26 protein-coding genes are annotated in these 24,523 nt (G+C 66.5%); 16 read left to right on the top strand and 10 right to left on the bottom strand.

Annotated elements, in window-relative coordinates:
* The first annotated feature begins 419 nt into the window (after positions 1-419).
* Both Q2T94_RS01335 and Q2T94_RS01330 read left to right on the top strand, forming a co-directional pair.
* Positions 420-836 (top strand): hypothetical protein, encoded by a 417-nt coding sequence (locus Q2T94_RS01335; RefSeq protein WP_302262601.1) that lies wholly within the window; start codon positions 420-422, stop codon positions 834-836.
* 94 nt (positions 837-930) lie between these two features.
* The gene (locus Q2T94_RS01330) at positions 931-1,623 is read left to right on the top strand and encodes a GntR family transcriptional regulator (protein ID WP_302262600.1); all 693 of its coding nucleotides are present in this window, start codon (positions 931-933) and stop codon (positions 1,621-1,623) included.
* Between the two features lie 27 nt (positions 1,624-1,650).
* On the opposite strand, the gene Q2T94_RS01325 is transcribed toward Q2T94_RS01330, so the two are convergent.
* The 5 genes from Q2T94_RS01325 to ehuB form a co-directional block, all read right to left on the bottom strand.
* Positions 1,651-3,147: a M24 family metallopeptidase gene (locus Q2T94_RS01325; protein WP_436836804.1), complete on the bottom strand. Its 1,497-nt coding sequence runs from the start codon at positions 3,145-3,147 to the stop codon at positions 1,651-1,653.
* 208 nt (positions 3,148-3,355) lie between these two features.
* Positions 3,356-4,204, bottom strand: coding sequence for an ectoine/hydroxyectoine ABC transporter ATP-binding protein EhuA (gene ehuA / locus Q2T94_RS01320; protein WP_436836803.1), 849 nt, complete (start codon positions 4,202-4,204; stop codon positions 3,356-3,358).
* A complete protein-coding gene (gene ehuD, locus Q2T94_RS01315) occupies positions 4,188-4,856 on the bottom strand; it encodes an ectoine/hydroxyectoine ABC transporter permease subunit EhuD (protein ID WP_264270342.1) in 669 nt (222 codons plus the stop codon). The genes ehuA and ehuD overlap by 17 nt, the downstream gene beginning before the upstream one ends.
* Positions 4,853-5,581 (bottom strand): ectoine/hydroxyectoine ABC transporter permease subunit EhuC, encoded by a 729-nt coding sequence (ehuC, locus tag Q2T94_RS01310; protein WP_302262599.1) that lies wholly within the window; start codon positions 5,579-5,581, stop codon positions 4,853-4,855. The genes ehuD and ehuC overlap by 4 nt, the downstream gene beginning before the upstream one ends.
* Positions 5,582-5,722: 141 nt before the next feature.
* Complete coding sequence (ehuB, locus tag Q2T94_RS01305; protein ID WP_302262598.1) at positions 5,723-6,658, bottom strand: ectoine/hydroxyectoine ABC transporter substrate-binding protein EhuB; 936 nt, start codon at positions 6,656-6,658, stop codon at positions 5,723-5,725.
* A gap of 394 nt (positions 6,659-7,052) precedes the next feature.
* Between ehuB and Q2T94_RS01300 the strand changes: the two genes are divergently transcribed.
* From Q2T94_RS01300 to Q2T94_RS01270, 7 genes are all read left to right on the top strand, one after another.
* On the top strand, positions 7,053-7,817 hold the full coding sequence (locus tag Q2T94_RS01300) for a GntR family transcriptional regulator (RefSeq protein ID WP_302262597.1): 765 nt from the start codon (positions 7,053-7,055) through the stop codon (positions 7,815-7,817).
* A gap of 88 nt (positions 7,818-7,905) precedes the next feature.
* Positions 7,906-8,664: a 4-hydroxy-tetrahydrodipicolinate reductase gene (gene dapB, locus Q2T94_RS01295; protein WP_302262596.1), complete on the top strand. Its 759-nt coding sequence runs from the start codon at positions 7,906-7,908 to the stop codon at positions 8,662-8,664.
* Positions 8,665-8,670: 6 nt separating this feature from the next.
* Complete coding sequence (locus Q2T94_RS01290) at positions 8,671-9,117, top strand: tetratricopeptide repeat protein (protein ID WP_302262595.1); 447 nt, start codon at positions 8,671-8,673, stop codon at positions 9,115-9,117.
* A 310-nt stretch (positions 9,118-9,427) separates the two neighbouring features.
* Positions 9,428-11,347, top strand: coding sequence for an ExeM/NucH family extracellular endonuclease (locus Q2T94_RS01285; protein ID WP_302262594.1), 1,920 nt, complete (start codon positions 9,428-9,430; stop codon positions 11,345-11,347).
* Positions 11,348-11,447: 100 nt separating this feature from the next.
* Positions 11,448-11,828: a DUF952 domain-containing protein gene (locus Q2T94_RS01280; protein ID WP_302262593.1), complete on the top strand. Its 381-nt coding sequence runs from the start codon at positions 11,448-11,450 to the stop codon at positions 11,826-11,828.
* Positions 11,825-12,118, top strand: coding sequence for a hypothetical protein (locus Q2T94_RS01275; RefSeq protein ID WP_302262592.1), 294 nt, complete (start codon positions 11,825-11,827; stop codon positions 12,116-12,118). The genes Q2T94_RS01280 and Q2T94_RS01275 overlap by 4 nt, the downstream gene beginning before the upstream one ends.
* A 58-nt stretch (positions 12,119-12,176) precedes the next feature.
* Positions 12,177-12,677 (top strand): GNAT family N-acetyltransferase, encoded by a 501-nt coding sequence (locus Q2T94_RS01270; protein ID WP_264270333.1) that lies wholly within the window; start codon positions 12,177-12,179, stop codon positions 12,675-12,677.
* 125 nt (positions 12,678-12,802) lie between these two features.
* On the opposite strand, the gene Q2T94_RS01265 is transcribed toward Q2T94_RS01270, so the two are convergent.
* From Q2T94_RS01265 to Q2T94_RS01250, 4 genes are all read right to left on the bottom strand, one after another.
* On the bottom strand, positions 12,803-13,186 hold the full coding sequence (locus Q2T94_RS01265) for a hypothetical protein (protein WP_302262591.1): 384 nt from the start codon (positions 13,184-13,186) through the stop codon (positions 12,803-12,805).
* A gap of 90 nt (positions 13,187-13,276) precedes the next feature.
* Positions 13,277-13,744 carry a hypothetical protein gene (locus Q2T94_RS01260; protein WP_302262590.1) on the bottom strand — a complete coding sequence of 156 codons (468 nt, stop codon included), beginning with the start codon at positions 13,742-13,744 and terminating at the stop codon, positions 13,277-13,279.
* A 115-nt stretch (positions 13,745-13,859) separates the two neighbouring features.
* A complete protein-coding gene (locus Q2T94_RS01255; protein WP_302262589.1) occupies positions 13,860-14,432 on the bottom strand; it encodes a GNAT family N-acetyltransferase in 573 nt (190 codons plus the stop codon).
* A 90-nt stretch (positions 14,433-14,522) separates the two neighbouring features.
* A complete protein-coding gene (locus tag Q2T94_RS01250; RefSeq protein WP_302262587.1) occupies positions 14,523-15,767 on the bottom strand; it encodes a heparan-alpha-glucosaminide N-acetyltransferase domain-containing protein in 1,245 nt (414 codons plus the stop codon).
* Positions 15,768-15,831: 64 nt separating this feature from the next.
* Between Q2T94_RS01250 and dapA the strand changes: the two genes are divergently transcribed.
* From dapA to Q2T94_RS01215, 7 genes are all read left to right on the top strand, one after another.
* Complete coding sequence (gene dapA, locus Q2T94_RS01245; RefSeq protein WP_302262586.1) at positions 15,832-16,749, top strand: 4-hydroxy-tetrahydrodipicolinate synthase; 918 nt, start codon at positions 15,832-15,834, stop codon at positions 16,747-16,749.
* 15 nt (positions 16,750-16,764) lie between these two features.
* A complete protein-coding gene (locus Q2T94_RS01240; RefSeq protein ID WP_302262585.1) occupies positions 16,765-18,471 on the top strand; it encodes a ribonuclease J in 1,707 nt (568 codons plus the stop codon).
* Positions 18,472-18,818: 347 nt separating this feature from the next.
* Positions 18,819-19,841, top strand: a complete 1,023-nt coding sequence (locus Q2T94_RS01235; protein WP_302262584.1) for an ABC transporter substrate-binding protein — start codon at positions 18,819-18,821, stop codon at positions 19,839-19,841.
* Positions 19,838-19,993, top strand: a complete 156-nt coding sequence (locus Q2T94_RS01230; RefSeq protein ID WP_302262583.1) for a hypothetical protein — start codon at positions 19,838-19,840, stop codon at positions 19,991-19,993. Before Q2T94_RS01235 ends, Q2T94_RS01230 begins: the two co-directional genes overlap by 4 nt.
* Positions 19,990-21,228, top strand: coding sequence for an MFS transporter (locus tag Q2T94_RS01225; RefSeq protein ID WP_302262582.1), 1,239 nt, complete (start codon positions 19,990-19,992; stop codon positions 21,226-21,228). Before Q2T94_RS01230 ends, Q2T94_RS01225 begins: the two co-directional genes overlap by 4 nt.
* A gap of 72 nt (positions 21,229-21,300) precedes the next feature.
* Complete coding sequence (locus Q2T94_RS01220; protein WP_302263334.1) at positions 21,301-22,311, top strand: FecCD family ABC transporter permease; 1,011 nt, start codon at positions 21,301-21,303, stop codon at positions 22,309-22,311.
* Positions 22,312-22,339: 28 nt separating this feature from the next.
* On the top strand, positions 22,340-23,131 hold the full coding sequence (locus Q2T94_RS01215) for an ABC transporter ATP-binding protein (protein WP_302262581.1): 792 nt from the start codon (positions 22,340-22,342) through the stop codon (positions 23,129-23,131).
* 69 nt (positions 23,132-23,200) lie between these two features.
* Here Q2T94_RS01215 and Q2T94_RS01210 read toward each other — a convergent pair whose 3' ends face one another.
* Positions 23,201-24,496, bottom strand: a complete 1,296-nt coding sequence (locus tag Q2T94_RS01210; protein WP_302262580.1) for an MFS transporter — start codon at positions 24,494-24,496, stop codon at positions 23,201-23,203.
* Between the last annotated feature and the right edge of the window lie 27 nt (positions 24,497-24,523).

The following is a 24,523-nucleotide window of genomic DNA, read 5'->3' as shown; positions in this document are numbered from 1 at the left end:
ATATGTTTGGCCCGCGAAAACCGGCAGGCCCGACGGGGGCCACCAGCGGGGGGAGACGATGGGGTGCCGCCCGCCGCGAGGCGGTGTCGCAGACTCGAGGAGAGTTCCCGATGGATATTGATCGCACAGAACCGGCCAACCCGGCCACCCTGGCGGTGGGAAGACAGCGTGCGCGGAGCGTGCACGGACCGGGAGAAGCCGGGAACCATGAGCGCCAAGGGCCTAGCGCCGTCCCGTTGCCGCGCGCACTTTTCTCCGAGGCGGTCGGGGAACAACCACGACGCAGCCTGCGTGCCGCTGCAAGATTCCCCGAGAGCATCCCCGCGACGCCCACCAAGCCGAGCAGGAATCAAGAAGCGCCCATTAGTGGTTCCGCCTAGAGTGGGTCTGGTAAAGCAGATCAATGAAAGGAAATCCCCATGAGCACGGCTTTCAGCAAAGAGGAAAAGGCTGCCATGAAGGCAGCGGTAGCCGAGGAAAAGGCCTCCAAGAAAAGTGCCGACCTGGAAGCGGCGTGCCTCGCGGCCATCGGCGAGATGACCGGTTCGGACAAGGAGTTGGCCGAAACCCTGCACGGGTTGGTCAAGGAGCACACGTCCCTGGGGGCAAAGACCTGGTACGGCATGCCGGCGTACACCAATGCCGAGGGCAAGGTCGTGGTGTTCTTCCAGAGCGCCGCCAAGTTCAAGGTGCGGTATGCAACGATCGGCTTCCAGGAAGACGCGAACCTCGACGAGGGCAATTTCTGGCCGAGCTCCTACGCGGTGACCAGGCTGACCGCCGAGGACCAGCAGCGACTGGTGGAATTGCTGAAGAAGGCAGTCAGCGAGGCATAACGACGGGCCAATCGTGGTGGCCCGGCCGATGGTACCCACCGGTTGTAGGATTGTCTGCATCTAGACAATTCGGCCCAAGCGAGGAACCACCGGCATGACCGCATCGAGCATCGAACCGCTGAAACAGGAATCCACGCCGGCCATCATTGCGCGCCAGATCCGCATGGCGATCGAGAACGGCGAGTTCGGGCCGGGCGCACAGTTGGCCGAAGCCGACCTGGCCGGGCGCCTGGGTGTCAGCCGCGGCCCGCTGCGCGAGGCCATGCAGCGTCTGACCCAGGAGGGGCTGCTGGTGAGCATCCGCAACCGCGGCCTGTTCGTCGCGCAGTTCACGCAGGCCGACATCACCGACATCTATCGGGCGCGAACCGCGGTCGAGCGTGGTGCCGCGCTGAAGATCATCGAGGTCGATCACACGAACGGCCAGGTCGGTAAGGAACTGCTCGGGATCGTGGCAGAGATGGAGGCCCAAGGGACCGACCCCGCCGCACTGAGCCGAAGCGACATCTCCTTCCATGAGGCCATGGTCCGGTTGGCCGACAGCCCGCGGCTCAGCCGCATCCACGGCACGCTGGTGACGGAGACCCGGATGTGCCTCTCGGCCCTGGAAAAATCCGAATACCCCGTCGCGGAGCGCATCGCCGGGCACCGGCGCATTGCCCAGGCGATCCTCGACGCCGACGTGCCGGAACTCCACCGGGCGCTCGCCGACCATATGGACAGCGCCGTAGACCACCTCGTGGGCCCCTCAGCCGCGAGGGGCCGCCGGGACGACGCGGCCTCCTGATTCGTCGCCGGCAAGCCCCCTGGGTGCTCAGGGAGTCTGCCCCGGGGAAGCATCGCCGTTCTCCGCTTCGGGCTCGGCCTCCGGTTCCGGTGTGACGGGCCAGGCGGGGTCCCTGTCGGCCCGCTCGGCGTTGCGCGCAACGATGCCGACCGGCCCGGTCATGGGTTCCTCCGTCGGGGTGGTGAAGCCAAAGCGCGGAGTGGCCGGGCGGCGCGGTTCGGTGAGCGGTTGCGGGAGCCCCGCCAGCCCGGGACCGCTTGAAACCGCCCGCTCGCCGGGGTTGCCCAGCAGGGTGCTGGACTCGGCCGCTGCCAGGCGGGCCTCGCCGGCGGGCACCAGCCCGCGAGGGAAGGCAGTGAAGGTCTCCACCCCGGTGTCGGTGACCCGGATCGCCTCCGAGACCTCGTAGCCGTAGCCCTCCATCCACATGCCGCACATCAGGTGGAACGTCATGTTCTCCTGCAGCACCGTCAACTCCTCGCTGCGCAGGGAGATCGTGCGCTCGCCCCAGTCCGGCGGGTAGCCCACGCCGATCGAGTAGCCGATGCGCGAGGCCTTCTCATAGCCGTATTCAAACAGGGTCCGGTTGAAGACCTGAGAGAGTTCCTGCACGGGGGTGCCCGGTGCCACGGCCTCCAGCACCGCGGCCAGCGCGTGGTCGGTGGCCCGGGCCAGGTGCTCCAGCTGGGGGGAGGGCTTGCCGGGCATGAAGGTGCGGGCCATCGGCACGTGGTAGCGGTGGTAGGCGCCGGCCAGCTCCACGATCATCGCCTCGTTCGGCTTCAGCGGTTCGTCGCTCCAGGTCAGGTGCGGGGTGTCGGCCGATTGACCGGTGGGGAGCATCGGAACGATCGCCGGGTAGTCGCCGCCGGCCTCCGCGGTGCCCGACAGCTGCGCCTGGCTGATGGCGGCGGCGATATCGCACTGGCGGGCGCCGACGTCGATGGCGTCATGGGCGGCCTGCATTGCCAGGTTGGTGAACACCGCGGCCTGGCGCATCAGCTGGATCTCCGCCGGAGACTTGACGGCCCGGACCCAGTTGACCAACTCGAAGCAGTCCACCAAGGTCCATTCCGGCAGGGCGTTGACCAGCGAGCGATATCCCTTGGGGGAGAAGAAGTGTGCGTCCATTTCCAGGCCCACGCAACCCTTGGCCGCGGGGGCGATCAGGTAGCGGGCGCGCAGGGCATAGGCCACCCAGTCGAAGGGGTGCAGGTGCGGGCGGTGAACGTAGCGCTCGGGATATCCCACGATGTTTTCCGGCGGCAGCCAGCTGGTCCGGAAGGCCCCGTTGGCGTCCATTTCCCGGGAGAACAGGATCATGTCCCCTTCCATGGGGACGAAGACCAGTTGCGGGGTGTAGAAAGACCATGCGTTGTAGCCGGTCAGATAGTAGATGTTTGCCGGATCGGTGACCAACAGGGCGCTCAGGCCCTGCTCCTGCATGCGCACCCTCGCCGCGGCCAGCCGCGCGGCATACTCCTCGGTGGTGAAGAGCATTGGTGCGACGCCCACATGTTCCATCGTGACCCCTTAACACAGTTGGTAGATTGTTGACAACGATAGGGGGTGGCGCGGAACACTGACAAGGGGTTCGGGGTGCGGGTCGGCAGGGTGGGTTGATGGGAGGCTGTCTGCGAGAGGCAGGGCATCGTCCGGCGAATGCCCGCCGAACGATCCCTTGCCTTGTGAGGCGGATTGCCCGGAGGTACTTCGGTGGGCAATGCGCCCCCTAGTGGGTGCCGATGGTGCCCTCCTCGCCGCCGAGCACGGCGTGCAGGAAGTCCTTGGTGCGCTGGTGCTTCGGGTCGCTGAACATGACCGCCGGCGGGGCCTCCTCGACGATCTTGCCGCCGTCGAACATCAGCACGCGGTTGGAGACGTCGCGGGCAAATTGCATCTCGTGGGTGACGATCAGCATCGTGATGTTGGTGGTCTCGGCGATGTTGCGCAGGATGCCCAGCACCTCGCCGACGATCTCCGGGTCCAGCGCGCTGGTGACCTCGTCCAGCAGCAGGATTTCCGGGTCCAGGGCCAGGGCCCGGGCGATGGCCACGCGCTGCTGCTGCCCGCCTGAAAGAGAAGTCGGGTGCTGGTCGGCCTTGTCGGACAGGCCGACCTTCTCCAGCAGCTCCTTGGCCCGGGCCGTTGCCTCGGCCTTGGACTGGCCCAGCACGTGGACCGGGGCCTCGATGATGTTCTCCAGCACCGACATGTTCGGGAAGAGGTTGAACTGCTGGAAGACCATGCCGATCCGCTGGCGGATCCGCTTCTGGTCCTTCTTGCTGCGGGCCACCCGCTTGCCGCCGCGCTCCTCGTGGGTCAGCGGTTCGCCGTCGATGAAGATGTAGCCGTCAGTGGCCTCCTCCAACGTCATGACCAGGCGCAGGATGGTGGTCTTGCCGGACCCGGAGGGGCCGATCAGGGTGACGCGGTCGCCCTTGGCGACGGAAAAGTTCAGCTCGTGCAGCACCACGTTGCTGCCGTAGGACTTCTCGACGTCGCGGAACTCGATCACGGGTGCCGACGGTGCGGAACCGGCGGCCGCCGGGCTGGTTGCGGAATCAGGTGTTGAAGGCAAGGCGCTTTTCCAATCTTCCAATCAGGAGTGAGGTCGGGTAGCTGGCCAGGAGGAAGATGATTCCCACCAGGGTGAGCGGTTCGACGTAGCGGAAGGCATTGCCGCCGAAGATCAACCCGGCGTTCACGAGTTCGACCACGCCGATGACCAGCAGGAACGGGGTGTCCTTGAACATCGAGACCGCGTAGTTGCCCAGGGCCGGGATGGTGGCGCGCAGCGCCTGCGGAATGACGACGGCGGTCCAGGTGCGTCGCGAGGACATCGACAGCGCGGTGGTGGCCTCCCACTGGCCCTTGGGCACCGAGTCGATCCCGGCCCGGTAGACCTCCGACATATAGGTGGAATAGTGGATGCCGAAGACGATGATGCCGATCGTCACCCCCTCCAGCGACAGGAACGCGTAGTAGGCGAACAACAGCTGGACCACGATGGGCGTCATCCGGATGAAGTTGGCGATCCACTTGATGGTGGAGGCGACCGGCCGCGGGGCCATCCGCATGGCCATTGCTATGAACAGGCCCAGGACCGCGGCAATCAGCGTGCTGAGGACAGTGACCAGCAAGGTGACCTTGAGGAACGCCATGAGCAGCGTCGGAAGCACCTCCCAGGTGCTGTCCCAGTGCCATTCCAGGGCGGTGTTGACGGCAATCATATGGCTCCTCCCGCCGGAGTGCCGACAGTGGGTGCCGGACTCAGTATGGACTTGACCGTGATGCCCTGGCCGAGCTTGCGCTTCGCGCGGCGTTCCAGGGTGTTCATCAGGAAGGTCAGGACCAGCGCGATGATGAAGTAGCTCAGCAGCCCGACCACCCCGTAGGCAAACACGGTATCGGTGACGCGCTTGAGCTGGTCAAGGTGGTAGGTGAAGTCGGCAATCGTGATGAAGCTGACGATTGCCGTTCCCTTCATCAGGTGGATGAGCAGGTTGTTCAGGGACGGGATCATCAGGGCCCAGGCCTGGGGGAAGATCACGCGGTACATCCGCTGCGCGGCGCCCATGCTCAGCGCCGTGGTGGCTTCCCACTGGCCGGTGGAGACCGAATTGATGGAACCGCGAACGACTTCTGCCCCGTAGGCGCCGTAGTTCAGGCCCAGGCCGATCACGCCGACCAACAGCGGGTGCAGGTCCATGCCGAGCAAGGGAAGCACGTAGAACAGCCAGAACAGCTGCACCACCAGCGAGGTGCCGCGGAAGAACTCAATGACGATGCGCGCGGGGATGCGCGCGGCTTTCGATGGATGGGTGGCAGCGAGGCCCAGCGCCACGGACAGGGCGAAGGCCGCCAACCCGCCCAGGACGGTGAGCTGGACAGTGACCAGAATGCCGTCCAGCAGCCGCGGCATGGCCTCCCCTAGCGCCGCAAATTTTTCGTCCACAGGTGATGGACTCCTTTGGGTCATCGATCTCGTCGGTGTCTCCGGCCGGAGACGGGCAGTCGTTCCGCCATCACCGCATGGCGCGGGCGGATCCCGTCGGTGGCACCGGCATCGCTGCCGGCGCCACCGCTCACGGTGCGGCTACGGGGCCGGTGTGCCTTCGCAGAGCTCTTCGGTGGTCAGGTCCTTGGGCGGAAGGTTCTCGGCCGTGAAGCCGTATTCGCCCACGACGGCAAGGTAGGTTTCCTCGGACTCGGTGATCTTGGCCAGGCCCTCGTTGTAGGCCTCGCGCAGCTCGTCGTCACCTTGGGCGAAGACGGTGGCTCCCGCGCCGATCTGCGGAACCCCGTCGATCTCCTGCACGAAGGCCTCCGTGACCTCGACATTGGCGTCCGGGTTCTCATCGGCCATGAAGTTCAGCGAGATCGCGGTCATCGCGAACGCATCGGCACGGCCGTTGTCCACGGTGTCCATGCCCGTCTGCGCATCCGGAACCGACTGCACTTCAAGGCCCAGGGAATCGGCGTAGCCGGCCTCGATGCCGCCAGCCAGCACCGCGAGCTTGATGTCTTCCCCGGCATCCATCTTCTCCTTGACGGAGTCGAGGTCGCTCAGGCCCTTCGGGTTGCCCTTTTGGGTCATCAGGGCAGTGGTGTACATGATCTCGGGGTCGGAGAAGTCGGCGTTGGCGCAACGCTCCGGGAGAATGGACATCCCCGCGCTGACGGCATCGGAGCGGTTGGCAGTCAGGCCGGGAATCAAGCCGTTCCAGTCGACCAAGACGGTGTTGACTTCCTTGATTCCCATGTCTCCGAAGATCTTCTTGGCCAGGGCGATCGTGGCGCCGGTGGGCTCGCCGTTCTCCTCGTATGAGTACGGGGCTTCGCCGGCGATGGCGACGGTGATGGAGCCCTTGTCCTTCAGTGCCTGCAATTTGCCTTCGCCCGCGGGGGCGGCGGCGGAGCCTCCGGGTTGTTCGGTGGTGGTTGATCCGGCACAGCCGCTGAGGGCCAGTGACAGGGAGGCTAGGACAACGCCTGTGGCCAGCAACGGCCTGCGAGTGATGCTGCGCTTCATGAGAAACCTCTTTCGGGGTGCGATGGCCAAGCCGCCCCGTGCGCCGGATCCTGTGAAGGGGTTGCGGCACCCGTGTGAGGCAGACCCGACCCGATCGTGGTGGGTGGTGGTGACGCTCAGTATGGTGTTGATCACGTTAGCCAGAAAAGAATCGATTGACAATCCGATGTTCGGGGCGTTGGATTGTTGACAAAAGCTGGCAGCGTGCAAGAGGTGCGCTCGAATCCCGGCTGATGTCAGGGAACCAGGCGGCAGGAGGGCTTGTTTCGCCGTGAATCCGGCACCTGCAGGCATAAATCACGATTAAGTTACGATTGGGTCTGCCGGTGGGGCCAAGAGGCTGGGGGAGCCGACGCGGCAACACCGGCGAAGGAAGAACGGAGCACCCGTGGACATGGGTCAACAGCCCTCGGCGACAAGCATGGTTCGGGTGCAGCGATCCTCGACGATCGACTTGATAACCAACCAATTGCGCAACGCCATTTACGAAGGCCTGCTCATGCCCGGTACCCCCATCCAGGAAGCCCAGGCGGCCAAACAACTCGGGGTGAGCCGGGGCTCGCTGCGCGAGTCCACCCAGCGGCTCATCCAGGACGGCCTGCTGGTTTCCATCCCGGGGCAGGGACTGAGTGTGGCCGTCATTCGCCCGGCCGACCTGGAGGAACTCTACGCAACGCGCCTGGTGGTGGAGAGCGCTGCCATCCGCGTCATCGCCTCACTGCCGGACGCAGGGGAGCGGGCGATTCGCCTCCATGCCGCATCGGCGGTGCTGACCCGGCTGGAGGGTCTCGACGCCAGCCCCCAAGCCCTCGAATCCCCTCGATCCATCGGCGACGCGGACCTGGACTTCCACTTCGAGATGGTGCAGGCGTCCGGGAACCGTCGCCTGGTCAAGTACATGGCCAATCTGGTCGTGGAGACGCGACTGGCCAGCCTCGGCAACCCCGGCGGCTACGTTATTCGCACCGACCTGCACCGGGCCCACCGGGAACGGCTGGAGCTGGTGCTCGCGGGCGACGGTGAGGGCGCCGTGGACCTGCTCCAACGTCATTTCCGTGACGCCGTCGATCGACTGACCGGGGTGCTGCGCAAGCCGGTCGCCACGGCGCGGGTCTCCTTCGATGAGGCCGGGCATGAACTGGGACGCATCGGATCCTGACGCCGGACGAACCCCGGCCTCTACCTCATCCGGTCCGTGCCCGTCACCGACGCGGGAGCGGCCCCGAATTCCCGATACCCTAGAAGTCATGAGTGCACCACTGAAAGTCGCCGTCCTCGGCGCATCGGGACGAATGGGGGCCGAGGCCGTCAAGGCCGTCGACGCCGCCACGGACATGGAACTTGTTGCAGCGCTGGGTCGCGGAGACAAGCTGGAAGCCATCCTGGAGGCGGGGGCCACGCACGTGGTCGACCTGTCGGTCCCGGCCAGTACCGAGGAAAACGTGCGCTTCGCTGTCACCCATGGCCTGCATGCCGTGGTCGGAACCACCGGCTGGGACGACGCCAAGCGCGAATCCCTCACCAACCTGTTGGCCGAAAACCCCGGCACCGGTGTGCTCATTGCCCCGAACTTCGCCCTCGGGTCGGTGCTGGCCTCGGCCTTCGCCGCCACGGCGGCACGCTACTTCGAATCGGTGGAAATCATCGAGCTGCACCATCCCAACAAGGTCGATGCCCCCTCGGGCACCGCGGTGCGCACCGCGGAACTGATCGCCGCCGAGCGTGCAGCCGCGGGAGTGGCGGCGAGCCCGGATGCCACCGAAACCCAATTGGACGGCGCCCGCGGCGCCGTGGTGGACGGCATCCACGTGCACTCGGTGCGCCTGCGCGGACTGGTTGCCCACCAGGAGGTCCTGCTGGGCGGGGAAGGTGAGCAACTGACGCTGCGCCACGACTCCTACGACCGCGCTTCCTTCATGCCCGGCGTGCTGCTGGGCCTGCGCACCGTCGCCTCGCGCCCGGGGCTTACCTACGGCCTTGACGGCTACCTCGAGTTGGGACGCTAGAAAGCCATGAAAACCAAGATCTGGGTCGGCGCCATCCTGCTGCTCTTCGTGTTCTATCTGGTCGCCGCGTTCGGCTCGGCCGTGCGCTTCATCGCCGCCGATGAACCGGTCGCCAAGATCATCGGCGTGGCCGCCCTGGTGGTCCCGCTGGTCGGGGTGTGGATCCTCATCCGTGAGGTGCTCTTCGGCTCCCGCACGCAGAAGATGGCCTCGATCCTGGCCAGCGAGGGCCTGCTGCCCGAAGACACCCTGCCGCGCACCCCCTCGGGACGAATCGTCAAGGCCGCCGCCGACGAGGACTTCGTGCAGTACAAGGAAGAGGCCGAGGCCAACCCCGACTCCTGGAAGTCCTGGCACCGGCTGGCCCTGGCCTACGACGCCGCGGGGGACCGGCGCCGCGCCCGCGAGTCGATGCGCACGGCGATCGGCTTCTACCTGGCCGAGGGCAAGTAGGCAGCTCCGAGGCATGATCGATGCTTCCCCGAGCGGTTCGCAGGAACCGCCCGGGGGAGCATTTTCCATATCCGGCGGGGGATCGGTGATCCGGCCACGTGGTGCTTCCATCGGGCCCCTGATCTTGGAGAGCCAAAAGGCTGGACGTGTTCTCCTTCATCACCTTGGATGGTTCAGTGGCCATCAAGCGAGCGATTCCGTGGGATTCAAACCCAATTCATTCCGAATTCATGTCCCAATGGTCGAATCTGTTCGGGCTACATACTGTGCGCCACCGCGTCACGGAGACAACGACGATCGAGGGAAATCCATGAAGAAGAGCGCAACGGCGGCGTTCGCCACCGTCACCTTGGCAGCCGCGATGGCCGTGGGGGCAATTGCCCCGGCCACGGCGGCGGTCGGCGAAACGACGTCCATTGAAACGATCCAGGGCACGGGTGCCGCGAGCGGGATGGCCGGGGAGCAGGTCACCGTTCGCGCGGTGGTCACCGGCGCCTACGCCGAGGGCGGCATCCGCGGCTTCTACGTCCAAAGCGCGGGCAGCGGAAGTGAGATTTCCCCCGAGGGCAGCTCGGGGATCTTCGTCTACTCCCCAAGCGGAGTGGGCAAGGTTGCCGTCGGCGACCACGTGGAGGTCACCGGGACGGTCGGCGAATACTTCGGACTGACCCAGGTCAGTGCCTCGGCTTCCGGCATTGAGGTGCTCAGCGAGCCGGCCGATGCCGTCAAGCCGCTGGCCATCGACATCCCCTCCTCGGACGCCGATCGCGAGCGCTTTGAATCCATGCTCATCGACCCGCAGGGACAGTGGACGGTGGCCGACAACTATTCGCTGAACCAGTTCGGCGAGATGACCCTCGCCGAAGGCACCAGCGAGATCCTTCCCGGCGAGCGCACCCTGCGCCAGGCCACCGATGCCTTTGCCCCGGGCAGTGCCCAGGCCCAAGCCCTGGAAGCCGAGAATGAGCGGCGGGCCGTGGTGCTGGATGACGGCGCCACCTTGAACTTCCTCGGTGCGCGAGCCAACAAGTCCGTTCCGCTTCCGTATCTTTCGGCGGGGCATCGTGTCAGCGTCGGTGCCCAGGCCACCTTCACCTCTCCGGTGATCATGGACTACCGCTATGACCTGTGGCGGATGCAGCCGCAGGGGCAGGTTATCGGGGCAGAGGATGCCGATATCCCGGCAACCTTTGCACAAATCAAGCCGGAGGGCCCGGCCGATGTTGGCGGAAACGTCACCGTCGGCAGCTTCAATGTCCTGAACTACTTCACCACCACCGGGGACCAGCTTTCCGGGTGCACCTACTACACCGATCGGGAAGGCCAGCCGGTCACCGTGCGCGGAGGCTGCGACGCACGCGGTGCCGCCAATGGCCAGAGCCTCGAGCGCCAACAGGCCAAGATCGTCTCGGCGCTGAACACGTTCGACGCCGACGTGGTGGTCTTGGAAGAGATTGAAAACTCCGCCCGTTTCGGGCTCGATCGCGATGAAGCGCTCGCCACCTTGGTGGATGCGCTGAACCAGTCTGCGGGCCAGTCACAGTGGAAGTTCGTGCCAAGCCCCGAGTCGGTTCCGGCCGATGAAGATGTCATTCGCACCGCGATGATCTACAAGGACGGCGCGGTGAAGCCCATTGACGAGTCGGTCATCCTGGATGATGCGGCGTTCGACAATGCACGTGACCCCCTGGCGCAGGCATTCCAGCGCGTTGGCGGAAATGCCAAGAGCCGCTTCCTGGTCCTGGCGAACCACTTCAAGTCCAAGGGCTCGGATCCGAAGGACGGCTCGGAGAACGCCGACCGTGGCGACGGCGCGGGGGCCTGGAACGCTGCGCGCGTTGAGCAGGCGAAGGCCCTGGTGGAATTCGCCGAAGGATTGAAGAAGGAACGCAACACCAACAGGGTACTGCTGGCCGGGGACTTCAACGCGTACTCCGCCGAGGAGCCGATCCAGGTGCTGGCCGAGGCCGGATACGTGGATCTCGGAGTCGGCGCGGATACCCGTAGCTACTTGTTCGGGGGCCGGACCGGCTCCCTGGACCATATTTTGGGTTCGCGCGAGGTTGCGCAGCGGGTCACCGGTGAAACGATCTGGAACATCAACGCCACCGAGTCGGTGGCGTACGAGTACAGCCGCTACAACTACAACGTGGCGCAGCTGTTCTCCCCGGACCAGTTCCGCTCCTCGGACCATGATCCGGTGCTTGTGGGGCTGCAGTTGGATAAGTAGAAGGATCCTGGGAAGCGCCCGGTGGACAATAACCGTCCGCCGGGCGTTTTTCCGTTAAGGGGTGCATCGGCAAACGCGCGCCTCTGCATATGCTGGGAGCATGGAAACCGTCCTGCACCTGACCGAATTGAGTTCATGGGAACGCGCCCAGACCGCCGGCGAATATCGACAATCGACCCGGGGCGCAACTTTGGCCGAGGTCGGTTTCATCCACTGCTCGTCCCCGGGGCAGCTCCCGGTGGTCGCCGGCCACATCTACTCCGATTTCTCCGGTGAGCTGGTGGTGCTGGAGCTGGACGCCGCAGCGATTGCCGCCGCGGGAGTAGAGATCCGCCTGGAGGACGGCGACGACGGGGAATTATTCCCCCACCTCTACGGCGTGCTGAGGACCGAGTGGGTGCGGAAGACGCACCGGGCGGCGATGGTCGCCGGTAAATTGTCGGTCCCGGGCCTCGAACGCCGGACCGGGAGCATCAAGTGACCGCGCCATCACCGAAGCCCGGCCGCGTTCCGCCCCGCGGCCGGAAGCTGCTTGCCACTTGGATCCTCATGCTTCTCGCCGTGGCCATCACGTTGCTGTTGCCCGACTGGGGCGGAAGCGTGGCCCTGCTGCCCGCGTGGTTCATGGTCGCGCCAGTGCTTCTGGGACTGGGTGGTGCCTGGCTTGCCTGGCGCGCGGGTTCGCTCGGTTGGGCCATTGCCTCGGGCCTGCTGGGGCTGGTGCTGGTGCCGGGCCTGTTGCAGACCGTCACCCTCGTCTCCGGCCCATAGGCCGACGGGGGCCGACATATCGTGGAAGCGGCAGGCCCGAATCTGTAGGGTGGCAGACATGAGGAACTTTGGGGGAGAAACGTCCACGCTTCGCGTGCTCCGGTTTAGCGAGGAGGAATTGCTGGCGCGGGCCACCTTGGGAAATATGAACTGGCCGGGGCCACGGTTCACGCTTGAGCAAATCGAGCAGATTCCTGCCATCGCCCACTATTTCACGCGGTGGCCCGGGAAGGACGACTTCGGCCTGGTGGCCGAAGACCCGGACGGAAAAGCGGTTGGCGTCGTTTGGCTGCGCTATTTCGACCCGACGGACCCGGGCTACGGCTTCGTCGCCGCCTCGATCCCCGAACTCTGCGTCTGGGTTGCCGAGGGGCAACGCGGCCGGGGACTTGGAACCCGACTCATTGCCGGAATCCTCGAACAGGCACGTTCCCAGGCACTGCCCGCGATCAGCCTCAGCGTCGAAGCGGGAAACCCTGCACGATCGGTCTATGAGCGTCTGGGGTTCGCCCCGGCCGGCCCGGCTTTCGACGAGGGCACCCTCCTCCTTCGCCTCTGAGCCTGCACCCGCTCCGTGCCCGGTACAGGTGCGGCCACAGCTCCGGGCCTCGACGAGCCGACCCGCACCACATGTGCGGGGAGCGGCTCCAGGATTGGAACCGGGCGCGGTCTTGGACGGACCCCTCAACTAAACGGTCCGTCGTCGAGCTGTTCCATGGCGGGGAGCCGGTCATCCGGAACGTTGAACGTCATGTAGTCCACCGAGTGCAGGAGCCCGTCCACTGCCCATAGGTTCAGGTGCCCCAGTGCAACGTCTCCATCATGGACGTCCACGGTCGCGAACGGCCCGCCCGATCGCTTCGGAATCCTGGGAAGATTCAGGTGCCCTGGAATATCGACCAGAAAGCATTCGCACTCGTCGGACTCCCGCCCGCCCCAGCGGGCATGGGCCGCCTGTTCGCGTGCCTCCGTTGTTCCGGGCCATTTCCCCGAGCACAGGATCTCCAGCAGGGCGCGCTCGTGGGGACTCAGCGGGTCGCCCGGCATTCGCCGCGGGTCGTTCTTCATCGCACCTAGGCTTCGGTCGTGGATTGCGTCATGCCGCCTCAACCGGCGGCCTTCGGGGGCATGCACCGCCGTCAAACCATCCTTACAGGTCTAGGTGGCCGGCGGGGCACCTTCGGCCGGTGCCCGTTTCTCGAGCAGCTTCACCAGCGGAATGCATGCCAGCAGCAGAATGCCGGCGAAGACGGCGGCCACCAGTGCTGGCACCGCTTCGGTGAACACGATGCCGTACAGCGCGGCCAGGATCACGACACCACTCAGCGTGGACACCGCCTCCCTGAGGACCGCGTGCCGTTGCGCCATGTTCCTGCGCAGGATCAGCTCGACAATATCGCTGATGACCAGCCAGACAACCAGAATCCCCACCATGATCAATGCTGCCCAAGGTGCTACCCCGGGGCGGACGGCGTCAAATCCGTAGATCAGGCACGCGCCGACGTAGCCACCGAACAGGGGCGCGGCAACGAACGCCACGTTGGAGAACACCCAGAGCCCCAGCAGGAACTTCTCGCCGACGTTCAGGGGCGGCAGGCGTTCTTCTGGCCGCGGTGGGGTCTCCATGTTCTTCACGGTTTCACATCACTACACGCCGAGGAAGACGACACACCACACCGCGGCGGTCTGGTCGATCAGGGGGGATTCCGGGCCGCTGGAAGGCGATCGCGCCGCTGCCTCCTCAGCGGAGGTCCAGACGCATCAAGATGCGCCGGAAGCCGCCCATGATCGAATCGGTGTCGGCGGCCTTCGTGAATCCCGCCCGTTCGAAGAGGGCGCGGGTGCCGACATATGCCATGGTGGAATCGGTCTTTCTGCCCTGGTTGTCCAACGGGTACCCCTCGATGGCCGGCGCCCCGTAGCCCCGGGCAAATTCCACCGCCCCTGTAAGCAGCGCGTGGGAAATACCCTGGCCCCGATGTCCTGCCCATACCCGGATGCACCACACCGACCACACCGCAAGATCGTCAACGTGCGGAATCGTGCGGCTGAGCGCAAGTGCCGTGTCTGCCCGCGGGTGCACCCCCGCCCAGCCGACTACGTCCTCGCGTTCGTAGGCCAGGACCCCGGGCGGCGGATCCTCGGCGCACAGCACGCGCACGAGTTCGGCGCCCTGCTTCTGGCTTTCGTGGTTCCGTGCCGAGCCGAGGCGGTGGCCCAAACACCAGCAGGCCTTCGCCTCGGGGTTCCTTTTGGGTCCGAGCATCGTCTTCACGTCGTTGAATTCCGTTGCCGCCCGCACCGAGATCGCCATGCGTCCACAGTGCCACCGGCCAACGGGACCGGCAATACCCGCTCCGGAAAGGTGGCTTTCCCCTTGGCACTTGCCCTTGGTCCTTGCCCCTTAGCCGCTGCGCCCCAGCGTCCGCGACACGGTGTGCACCAGCGCCTCGAGCGGGCCGCGCCGTCCCAGGAACTTGAACACCAGCCCGGCCAGCAGACAGCCCACCGAGTAGATGATGAACAATCCGGTGCGAGGCAGCGGCGCCGAAATGTCGCTGAAAAGATCCAGGGCCACCAAGTGCGTGGCATAGAGTGTGAGCGTTGCGGCACCTGCTCCGGTCAGCGGCCAGATCAGTATCTCGCCGACCTGCCCAAAGAGCGCGGACAGGGCCATGCACACCAATTGCGCCGCCCCCAGCACCGCCAGCGCGCAACCGACGACGTGCAGCACATCCAGCGGGGCGCCCGAATGCGGAGCCGAGATCGCCAGGAACCAGCCGCTGTCCGCCGCATTGCCCAGGCGCTGTCCCGTCACCAACGCCACCGACAGCTCCTTGGACTCTTGGTTGGCGGCATGGGCCAGTGCGGCCAACGCACCTGGCTGGGCCAGCAGCCAGGCCGAGAGGGCCTTGGCTCCCACCGCCAGGCCCGCGCCGAAAACCCCGATCGACAGGGCCACCGGCGGCCTCTCCAGCGCCAGGCGTCCGACACATAGGCCCGCCAGGATGAAGCCGAACCAGACCAGCAACGGGTAGTAGCCGGTAAGCAGCAGGTCGGCCAGGAACACCGCGGGGGAGAACATATCCTCGGGCAGCGGGGAGGCACCCAGCCGGTGCGGGTCGAGCCATTCCATGGCCCAGGGGCGGGCCAGGTACAGTGCGAAGGGGGAGACGGCCAGCCAACCGGCGGCCCAGAACCCCAGGGTGCGGGCGCGCATCCCCAGGAACGGGATCGCGCACAGGAACAGCACCGCGTAGTGGACCAGGATGACTGCCACATTGGTGTCCAGCATGCCCAGGCACAGCCCCAGCAGGAAGACCAACAGCGCCCGCACCGCCACCGAGCGGCGCACTCCTGCCAGCTTCGGCGCACCGATGTTTCCGGAACCGCCGGAGAGCAGGGCGAGCCCCACCCCGGCGAGCACCACGAAGAGCGCCGAAGCCCGACCGGAGAACAGCGTGGCAGCCCAGGTTGCTTCGGGGGAGCCGCCGGCATCAAGTACGCGCAACGGCATGATGTGCACCGCGACCATCCCCAGCAGTGCCAGTCCGCGGGCGGCGTCGACTCCCGCGATGCGGGCGCGTGTGCCGGCCGTGCCGGTGCCCGGAGCCCGGTGGCGGGTGCTGCGGGAGGAGAATTGCGTCATGTTTACAGCCTAAACGCATGCGCCGAATCAAGGCTTGGTGCGTGCGAAGTGTAACCTTGGAATCATGGCTGAATCTGTGTTGCATACCCCGGGCAAGAACCACACCTTCGGAACGGTCCTCACCGCCATGGTGACACCTTTCAAGGACAACGGGGAGGTCGACTACGATGCGACCGCCAAACTGGCCATCAAACTCGTGGACGAGGGCTGCGACGGCCTGGTCGTCACCGGCACCACCGGGGAAACCTCGACGCTTCGCGACGAGGAAAACATCGCCATGTTCGCCGCCGTGGTCAAGGCCGTGGGGCACCGCGCCAAGGTCCTGGCCGGATCCACCACCAATGACACCGCGCACTCGATCAAGCTCTCGCTTGCTGCGAAGGACGCCGGGGTGCACGGCATCCTGGTGACCGCCCCGTATTACAACAAACCTTCCCAGGCGGGCGTCATTGCCCACGTCGAGGCCATCGTCGCAGCGACGCAGCTGCCCGTGATGCTTTATGACATCCCGGGACGCGCCGGCATCGCCATGGCACCGGAAACCATCATCGAACTGGCGAAGAACCCGCTGGTTGTGGCCCTGAAGGACGCAAAGGCCGACTACCAGTCCACCACCACGGTGCTGGCGAACACCGACCTCGATGTCTACGCCGGCGACGACGGACTGACCCTGCCACTGATGGCAGCAGGCGCCGTCGGCGTCGTCTCGGTCACCGCCCACATTGCCGCGGCCAAGTACCGCATCCTGGTTGACGCGATGCTCGCCGGTGACCTGGCGACCGCCCGCAAGGCCCACTTCGAGCTGGACCCGATCCAGCGCGCGGTGATGAGCCACGTCCAGGGCGCCGTTGCGGCAAAACACATTCTTAACTGGCAGGGAGTCCTGCCGAACACCGTGGTCCGGCTGCCGCTTGTGGCACCGTCGGAAACGGAACTCGAAACCATCCGCACCGATTTGCGCGAGGGCGGATGGGAGATCTAGAAAGGTAAGTTATTCATGACCGATTCCTCATCCGTGGTCACCGATACGGTGCTCCACAACCTTCCGCCCAAGCTCAAGCCGGGCACCTTGCGCATTGTGCCGCTCGGTGGCCTGGGTGAGATCGGGCGGAACATGGCCGTCTTCGAAATCGACGGCAAGCTGCTGATCGTCGACTGCGGACTGCTCTTCCCCGAGGAGCACCAGCCGGGCGTGGACGTCATCCTGCCCGATTTCAGCTACATCAAGGACCGCCTCGACGACGTCGTCGGCGTCGTGCTCACCCACGGCCACGAGGACCACATCGGTGCCGTCCCGTACCTGTTGCGCCTGCGCAACGACATCCCGCTGATCGGCTCGCGCCTCACCCTCGCGTTGATCTCCGCCAAGCTGGAGGAACACCGCATCAAGCCGGTGCTGCGCCAGGTTGCCGAGGGCGACGTGGAGACCTTCGGCCCGTTCGAGACCGAATACGTCGCGGTCAACCACTCCATCCCGGACGCCTTGGCCGTGTTCATCCGCACCGATGGCGGCTCCGTGCTGCACACCGGCGACTTCAAGATGGACCAGCTGCCGCTCGATGGCCGCATCACCGACCTGCGCCACTTTGCCCGCCTGGCCGACGAGGGCGTGGACCTGTTCATGACCGACTCCACCAACGCGGACGTCCCCGGCTTCACCACCGCGGAAAAGGAAATCGGCCCGGTGCTCGAGGCGCTCTTCGGCCGCGCCCGCAAGCGCATCATCGTCGCCTCCTTCTCCTCGCACATGCACCGCGTGCAGCAGGTCATCGACGCCGCCGAGGTCCACGGGCGCAAGGTCGCCTTCATCGGCCGCTCCATGGTGCGCAACATGGGCATTGCCGAGAAGCTGGGCTACCTGCACATCCCCGCCGGCATCCTGGTGGACATGAAGAACGTGGACAAGCTGCCCGACCACAAGGTTGTGCTGATGTCCACCGGTTCGCAGGGCGAGCCGATGGCCGCGCTCTCGCGCATGGCCACCGGCGACCACCGCATCCAGGTCGGTCCGGGCGACACCGTCATCCTGGCCTCCTCGCTGATCCCGGGCAACGAGAACTCGGTGTTCCGCGTGATCAACGGCCTGATGCGCCTGGGCGCTGACGTGATCCACAAGGGCATGGCCAAGATCCACGTCTCCGGCCACGCCTCGGCCGGCGAGCTGCTGTACTGCTACAACATCGTCCAGCCGCTGAACGTGATGCCGGTGCACGGCGAGACCCGGCACCTGATCGCCAACGCCCGCCTGGCCGCCCAGTCCGGCGTGCCGGCGGAGAACGTGCTGCTCACCGAGGACGGCTCGGTCGTTGACCTCAAGGACGGCGTGGCCAAGCTCGTGGGCCAAGTCGACTGCGGGTTCGTCTACGTGGACGGCTCCAAGGTCGGCACCATCACCGACGAGGACCTCAAGGACCGCGTCACGCTGGCCGAGGAGGGCTTCATCTCGATTATCTCGGTGATCAACCGCCAGTCCGGCAAGCTGATCTCCGGACCCGAGATCCACGCCCGCGGCGTGGCCGAGGACGACAATGTGTTTGACGAGATCAAGCCGAAGATCGCCGAGGCCCTTGAGGATGCGGTGCGCAACAACCCGACGCACACCACGCAGCAGCTGCAGCAGATCGTCCGCCGCGTCATCGGCTCGTGGGTGTCGCGCAAGCTGCGCCGCAAGCCCATGATCGTTCCGGTCGTGCTCGAGGCATAAGCCCCGAGCAAGAAATCCCCAGCCACCGCAAGGTGGCTGGGGATTTTCTGGTTAAGTGCCTCTTTGCGGCACTGCCTTGGGCCTCGCACGGCCGCCGCCGGCGTGCCCCACGCCGCTGCCGGCCCCCGTCATGCCACCGCGCCGGTCGGCCGGCAGGTTGCCACGTCAAGGGGCAGGTTCCCTTCCCCCGGCGACCCCATGCGAGCGCGCCCGGCCCGCGCCAACTTGTGTCGTCTTCGTTTTGACAAATAATAATGATTCTCATTAGTGTTTACGAGGTGCCGGCCAGATGTGCCCCCGGCGACTGAGCGTCGCAGCCCTGGCCACCGAAAATGGAGTCCTAGTCAATGAGAAGAATCAATCCCTGGATGATTGTCATGCCCGCCCTCGTGCTGACGGTCGCGACTGCGTGCGGTGCCCCGGCCGGCTCCGCGGGAAGCGCCCCGGGCGACGCGACGGCCGGTCCGGTCATCCTGGACAGCTGCGGTCGGGAGGTCGTGTTTGACGCGCAGCCGCAGCGGGTGCTCGCGGTCGGCTCGGAGGCGCCGGCGTTGCTGGTTGCCGCCGGAGCGGGCGACAAGCTGACGCACTACGCGGGCAGCATGGAAGTGCCCTTCGACGCAGCGACGAAGGCCGTCGTCGAAGGGGCCGAACGGGTTACCGAAGACTCGCACGACGTCTCCTACGAGATGATCCTCGGGTCGGGCGCCGACGTGGTCATCGGCACCGACATCGCGGCGGGGGTCGACCTCGATTCCCTCGCCGATCGCCTTGCCCAGGCCGGGGTGCAGATGCTGACGGTGAGCGGTTACTGCGCCGGTTTCGAGGATCGCTCCACCGGCGGCTTGAGCGGGTTCGAGCAGATCTACCGGGACGTCGAGTCCTACGGCCGTCTCTTCGGGACCCAGCCGGTGGCAGCCGCAGCGGTCCAGGACATGCGGGACCGCGTCTCAGCTGCCGCGGAGCGTGTGGACGAAGGGGCAGGGCAAAGCGCGCTTTCCCTGTACGTGCCGACCGCCGGCACCCTGGGGTCCTACGGGCACGAGTCGCTGGTCTCGGAGCAGATGTCGCTGTTGGGCCTGGAAAACGTGTTCAACGAGGTGCCCAAGCGCTACTTCGAGCCGTCTACGGAAGAGCTGGTCGCCAGCGCGGCCGACAAGGTCTTCGCGATGTACCTGCCCACCGGATCCTCGGCGATGGAAACCGACCAGGACGTACTCGAAGAGCTACGCGCCAGGCCCGAGCTCGATGGACTTGAGGCGGTCAACGACGACACGGCCGTGGTGCCGCTGAACTACTACTATTCTTCGCCCGGCCCGCTGGCCGTTGACGGGGTAGAGCTGCTCGCCGAACGGCTGGCCACCCCATGAGCCAGCCGGCACGGCTGCGCCGGCCTGCGCACACTGCCGGCCGCCGGCGCGCACCCGCGGTGCCCGCACGGAGCAGGCCGCGCCACGCCATGTCCGCGGCCTTCGCCGAGGACCTGGGCATGATCCGCGCCGGGATCGGGAGTGCGGCATGAGTCAGACCGAACTGGACACCACCGACAAGCTGCCCGGTGAACGGAGGATCATCGCCGAGATCTGGCCGGCGCTGCTGGCCTCGGCCGTGGGCCTGCTGCCTTTCACCGTGCTGAGCACCTTCCTGGTGCCGATCGCCGACTGGGCCGGGGCCGGCTATGCAGAGGTCGGCTCCCTGCGCGGGCTGGCCGGGGTCGGCGCGGTGCTCACCGGTGTCGCGCTGGCCCCGCTGATCGGGCGCATCGCACCGGGCCGCGTGGCCGCCGCCGCCCTCGTGCTGCTGGGCATCGCCGCGGTGCTCGGGACCTTCTCCGGACTGGGGGCGCTGGCGGCCTTTTGCCTGGCCACCGGCGTGGCCAACGCGCTGCTCTACCCGGCGTTGTCCACTGCCGCCGCGGACCGCTTCGGGACCACTCCCGCGGCGGGCCGTGCCGCCACCTTGGTGATGACCGCCCAGACCCTGGCCTCCACCGTGGGCGCGCCCCTGCTGGTGCTGCCGGCACTGTGGTGGGGCTGGCAGGGCAATCTCATCGCGATCGCCGTGCTCTCCCTCGCGCTGGCGCCAGCGCTGGTGCGCTACGGCCGCGCACACCCCGGCGCGGGAGAGTCGGCCCCGCGACTTGGCTACCTGGCCGCATTCCGCACGCTGGCGGCCATCCCCGGGGCGCGCGCCCTGCTGCTGGTTTCCTTCGGGCGGGCCGGCGCGCTGATGGGGCACCTGGCCTTCCTCGCCCCGTTGTACGCGGACAAGTTCCAGCTCACCGCCGGCTGGTTCGCCTTCGTCTGGTCCCTGAGCGGAGGTTCCTTCTTCCTTGGGCACCTGCTCGCCGGGCGGATGCTGAACGCCGAGGACTCCGAGGTCCGTACCCGGGCCGTGATGGCCATCTGCCTGGGCACCGGCCTGCTGGCCCTGCTCGGGGTGTACCTTTCCCCGGTGCTGCTGCTGGCGATGCTGGGCACCGCGGTGCTCTCGGCCAGCCATGCGGTGGTTTCCGCAGCGGTGATGACCCTGCTGGTGCGCCGCTGCGGGCAGGTGCGCGGCACCGCGCTGAGCCTGAACGCCGCGGGCATGTCCCTGGGGTTGTTCCTCGGCGCGGGCGCCGCCGGGGCCGCGCTGGGCACGGCGGGCTACTTGGCTGCGGCCGCGGTGCTCGGCGGATTCACCCTGCTTGCCCTCGGTGCCGCGCTCACACTGCGCACCGCAACCGACGACCCATCGATGAAGAGGCCACGATGACCCAGCTGGACCCCGCGCTCCGCGAACCGTACAGCGCACCACCACCACCACCGGCGCACCCGGCACACCGCACTGTGGATCGCCGGCCTGCTGGCCGCGCTGCTGATCACCCTGCCGGTGGCTGTGGGCCTCGGGCCGGTGGCCATCGAGGCGGGCACGGTGCTCCAAATCCTGCGCGGGCACCTGTTTGGCGGCGAGCCGCTCGGCAGCTGGACCAACTCCGAGGAATCCATCGTGTTGCTGCTGCGCGTGCCCCGGGTGCTGCTGGGTGCCGCCGTCGGCGCCGGGCTGGCGTTGGCCGGGGTGGCCCTGCAGGCCTTGACGCGGAATATCCTGGCCGAACCCTATCTGCTGGGCGTGACCTCCGGGGCCTCGACCCTGTCGGCGGCCTCGATCCTCTTCGGGGCCTCGGTGAGCATCGGCTCGGCCTCGCTGGCCGGCAGCGCCTTCGCCGGGGCGCTGGCCGCCGGGATAGCTGTCTTCCTGCTCGCCCGGGTCGGTTCGCAGATGACCTCCACCCGGCTGGTGCTCGCCGGGGTGTCAGTGGGCTACGTGCTGCACGCGCTCACCTCCCTGCTGATCTTCGCCTCCGATGACCCGAACGCGGGCCGCTCGGTGCTCTTCTGGACGCTCGGCTCGCTGACCCAGGCCACCGGCCAGTCCGCGCTGGTCACCTGGGCGGTAGTGCTGGCCACCTTGGTGCTGCTGCTGCTCTGGTCCCGCCCGCTGGACGCGCTGGCCATCGGCGACAACACGGCCCGGACGCTGGGGATCTCCCCGGCAAAGCTGCGCGCTGCGGTGATGGTGGTGACCGCGCTGTGCGTGGGCGCGCTGGTCGCGGCCTCCGGCGGCATCGGATTCGTCGGGCTGATCATCCCGCACATCGCGCGGTTGTGCGTGGGCTCCACCCACCGCAAGCTGCTGCCGGTGGCGGCGCTCCTCGGTGCGATCTTCCTGGTCTGGGCCGACGTGCTCGCCCGGACGGCCCTGGCCCCGCAGGAGCTGCCGCTGGGCATCGTCACCGCGCTGCTCGGCGCCCCGCTGCTCTTCGTGCTGGTGCGCAAGCTGAACCCGACCCAATGACAACCAACAGCCCAAGGGGGCCCAAAGCATGATCACAGCCACCGATGTTTCCGTCGGCTACGGCGGGAAGCTGGTAGTGAAATCCGTCGGGCTGCACGCCGGGCCGGGGGAGGTCGTCGGGCTGATCGGCCCGAACGGCAGCGGCAAGTCCACCTTCCTGCGCACCCTGTACGCGGCCCTGCGCCCGCGGGCCGGGCTGGTCGTCCTCGACGGGCAGCCGGTCACGGCGCTGCGCGGCACCGAGCTGGCCCGGCGGGTGGCCGTGGTCGCTCAGGAAACTCCCACCGACCTGCCGGTGAGCGTCGCGGTCATGGTGCTGCTCGGCCGCGCGCCGCACCGCAAGGCGCTGGCCGCCTTCACCCGCGAGGACCACCAGGCGGTGGCCGCCGCGCTGAGCCGGGTCGGTGCCCGGGACCTGGCCGACCGCCCCTACTCCACGCTCTCGGGAGGGGAGAAGCAGCGCGTGCTGGTGGCCCGCACGCTGGCCCAGCAGGCCGATCACCTGCTGCTGGACGAACCGACCAACCACCTGGACATCCGCTACCAGCACGAGCTGCTGCGCATGGTCGGGCAGCTGGGGGTCACCACCGTGGTCGTGCTGCACGACCTGAACCTGGCAGCCCGCTACTGCACCAAGCTGGTCATGCTCGAGGATGGCCAGGCGGTGGCCAGCGGAACGCCCGAGGAGGTGCTGACCCCCGAGATGCTGCTGCGGGTGTACGGGATCCACGTCGAACCGGTCTCCGTGCGCGGTTGCCTGCAGCTGGTCTTCAGCATGGCGGATGAGCCGGCCATGGCGCAGTCGGGGGCTGCCGGCTAACCGACCGTTGCGCCGGCGTCTTGATGGCGTGCGCCGGCCCGCAGCGGAAGGGGAGTCGAAGCCGGGCGCTTAGGTGGCTTCACCTTTGGCTTCCTTCGCAAGCAAGTCGGGAAGCAGATCGTCATTCTCTCCAGCGATGGACTCATCGACGACCTGTCCAAGCCGCAATTGCCGAATGGAAGGCAGTAGGAGTGGCAGCAATGCCGCGACGACGAGAATTCCCGACATGAGGCTCACCATGATGGTGTTGCTGAAGTACCCGCTGAGCAACGCGAACAATACGTAACCGATTGGGACGGGGAGAAGCTGCCCGAACGTACTGATCGAAGACAGGCGTGACTGCAACCCCTCTGGAATTTGCTCTTGGAAGTATGCCGACCAGGACACGATCGAGATATCCAGGGCAATGCCCGCCAGGACGGCGGCACCGACGATCACCCCGAGCGGGGCGACAAAAGCCAGGGCCACAAGCGGCAGCGCTTGGGTAGCCATGCAGAGAGATACCGTGATGCCCACTCGTCGGGGCCGTACCGCAACGGCGACCAGTGAGCCTCCGACCAGTCCGAAAGCGAAGCCGCCGCTGATCAATCCCCAAGCGAACGCACCTCCCAGTGATGAGTGGGAAACGACTGGTCCGAAAAGCTGGAATCCCACCAGCCACATCAAGACCGTGACGGCGGACTGCGCCACCATGATGACGTACCAACGCCTGGCACTGAATTCTTTCCAGCCGGTTCGGAAGGCTGAAAGGGCAGAGGTCTTGCTCTTGATTGGCTGGGGCAACTGGATCGAAGCGAGAAAGAATACTGATAAGAGAAAAGTGGAAGCATTGAATGCCAGTGCCCACCCCGGGCCGATCAGCGCGACAACCAGACCACCGAGTGCCGGACCGAGCACCTTCGCGACGTTCAAGGGAAGACGAAGTACCGCGTTCGCAGCCAATCGCAATTCCGGGGGGACCAACTGGACGATTGATCTCTGGGAAGCTGGTTGGAAAAAGGCCGAAGCCGCACCCAGGAGAAAGACGGAGGCGGCCAGCATCCATAGCTCAGCCACGCCGGCCAGAATCAGTATGGCTATGGCCACCTGCACAACTCCGGAAACGGCGTTCGCAATGACCATCACTCGGTCACGCCGGACCCTGTCGCCCAGCACGCCACCGACGAGAAGCAGGAACACTTGTGGAGCGATGTTGAGAGCGAGGATGAAGCCCAACCATTCGACACCGCCACCTGCCTCAAGGGCTGCAAACGCGACAGCTATCGGGGCCGCGGCCGAACCGATCGAGGAAACTACTCGTCCGAGCCAAAAGTATCGAAACTGCCGGTGGTGCAGTACAGCCGAGGCTTCTTTGACGCTATTCACGGTTCAACGGGCTCCGCTCGCGGCTTG

The organism is Paeniglutamicibacter sulfureus (assembly GCF_030512175.1).
GTDB lineage: Bacteria > Actinomycetota > Actinomycetes > Actinomycetales > Micrococcaceae > Paeniglutamicibacter > Paeniglutamicibacter sulfureus.
The sequence above is the reverse complement of the archived record's forward strand: the minus strand, read 5'-3'. Positions and strand labels throughout refer to the sequence as shown.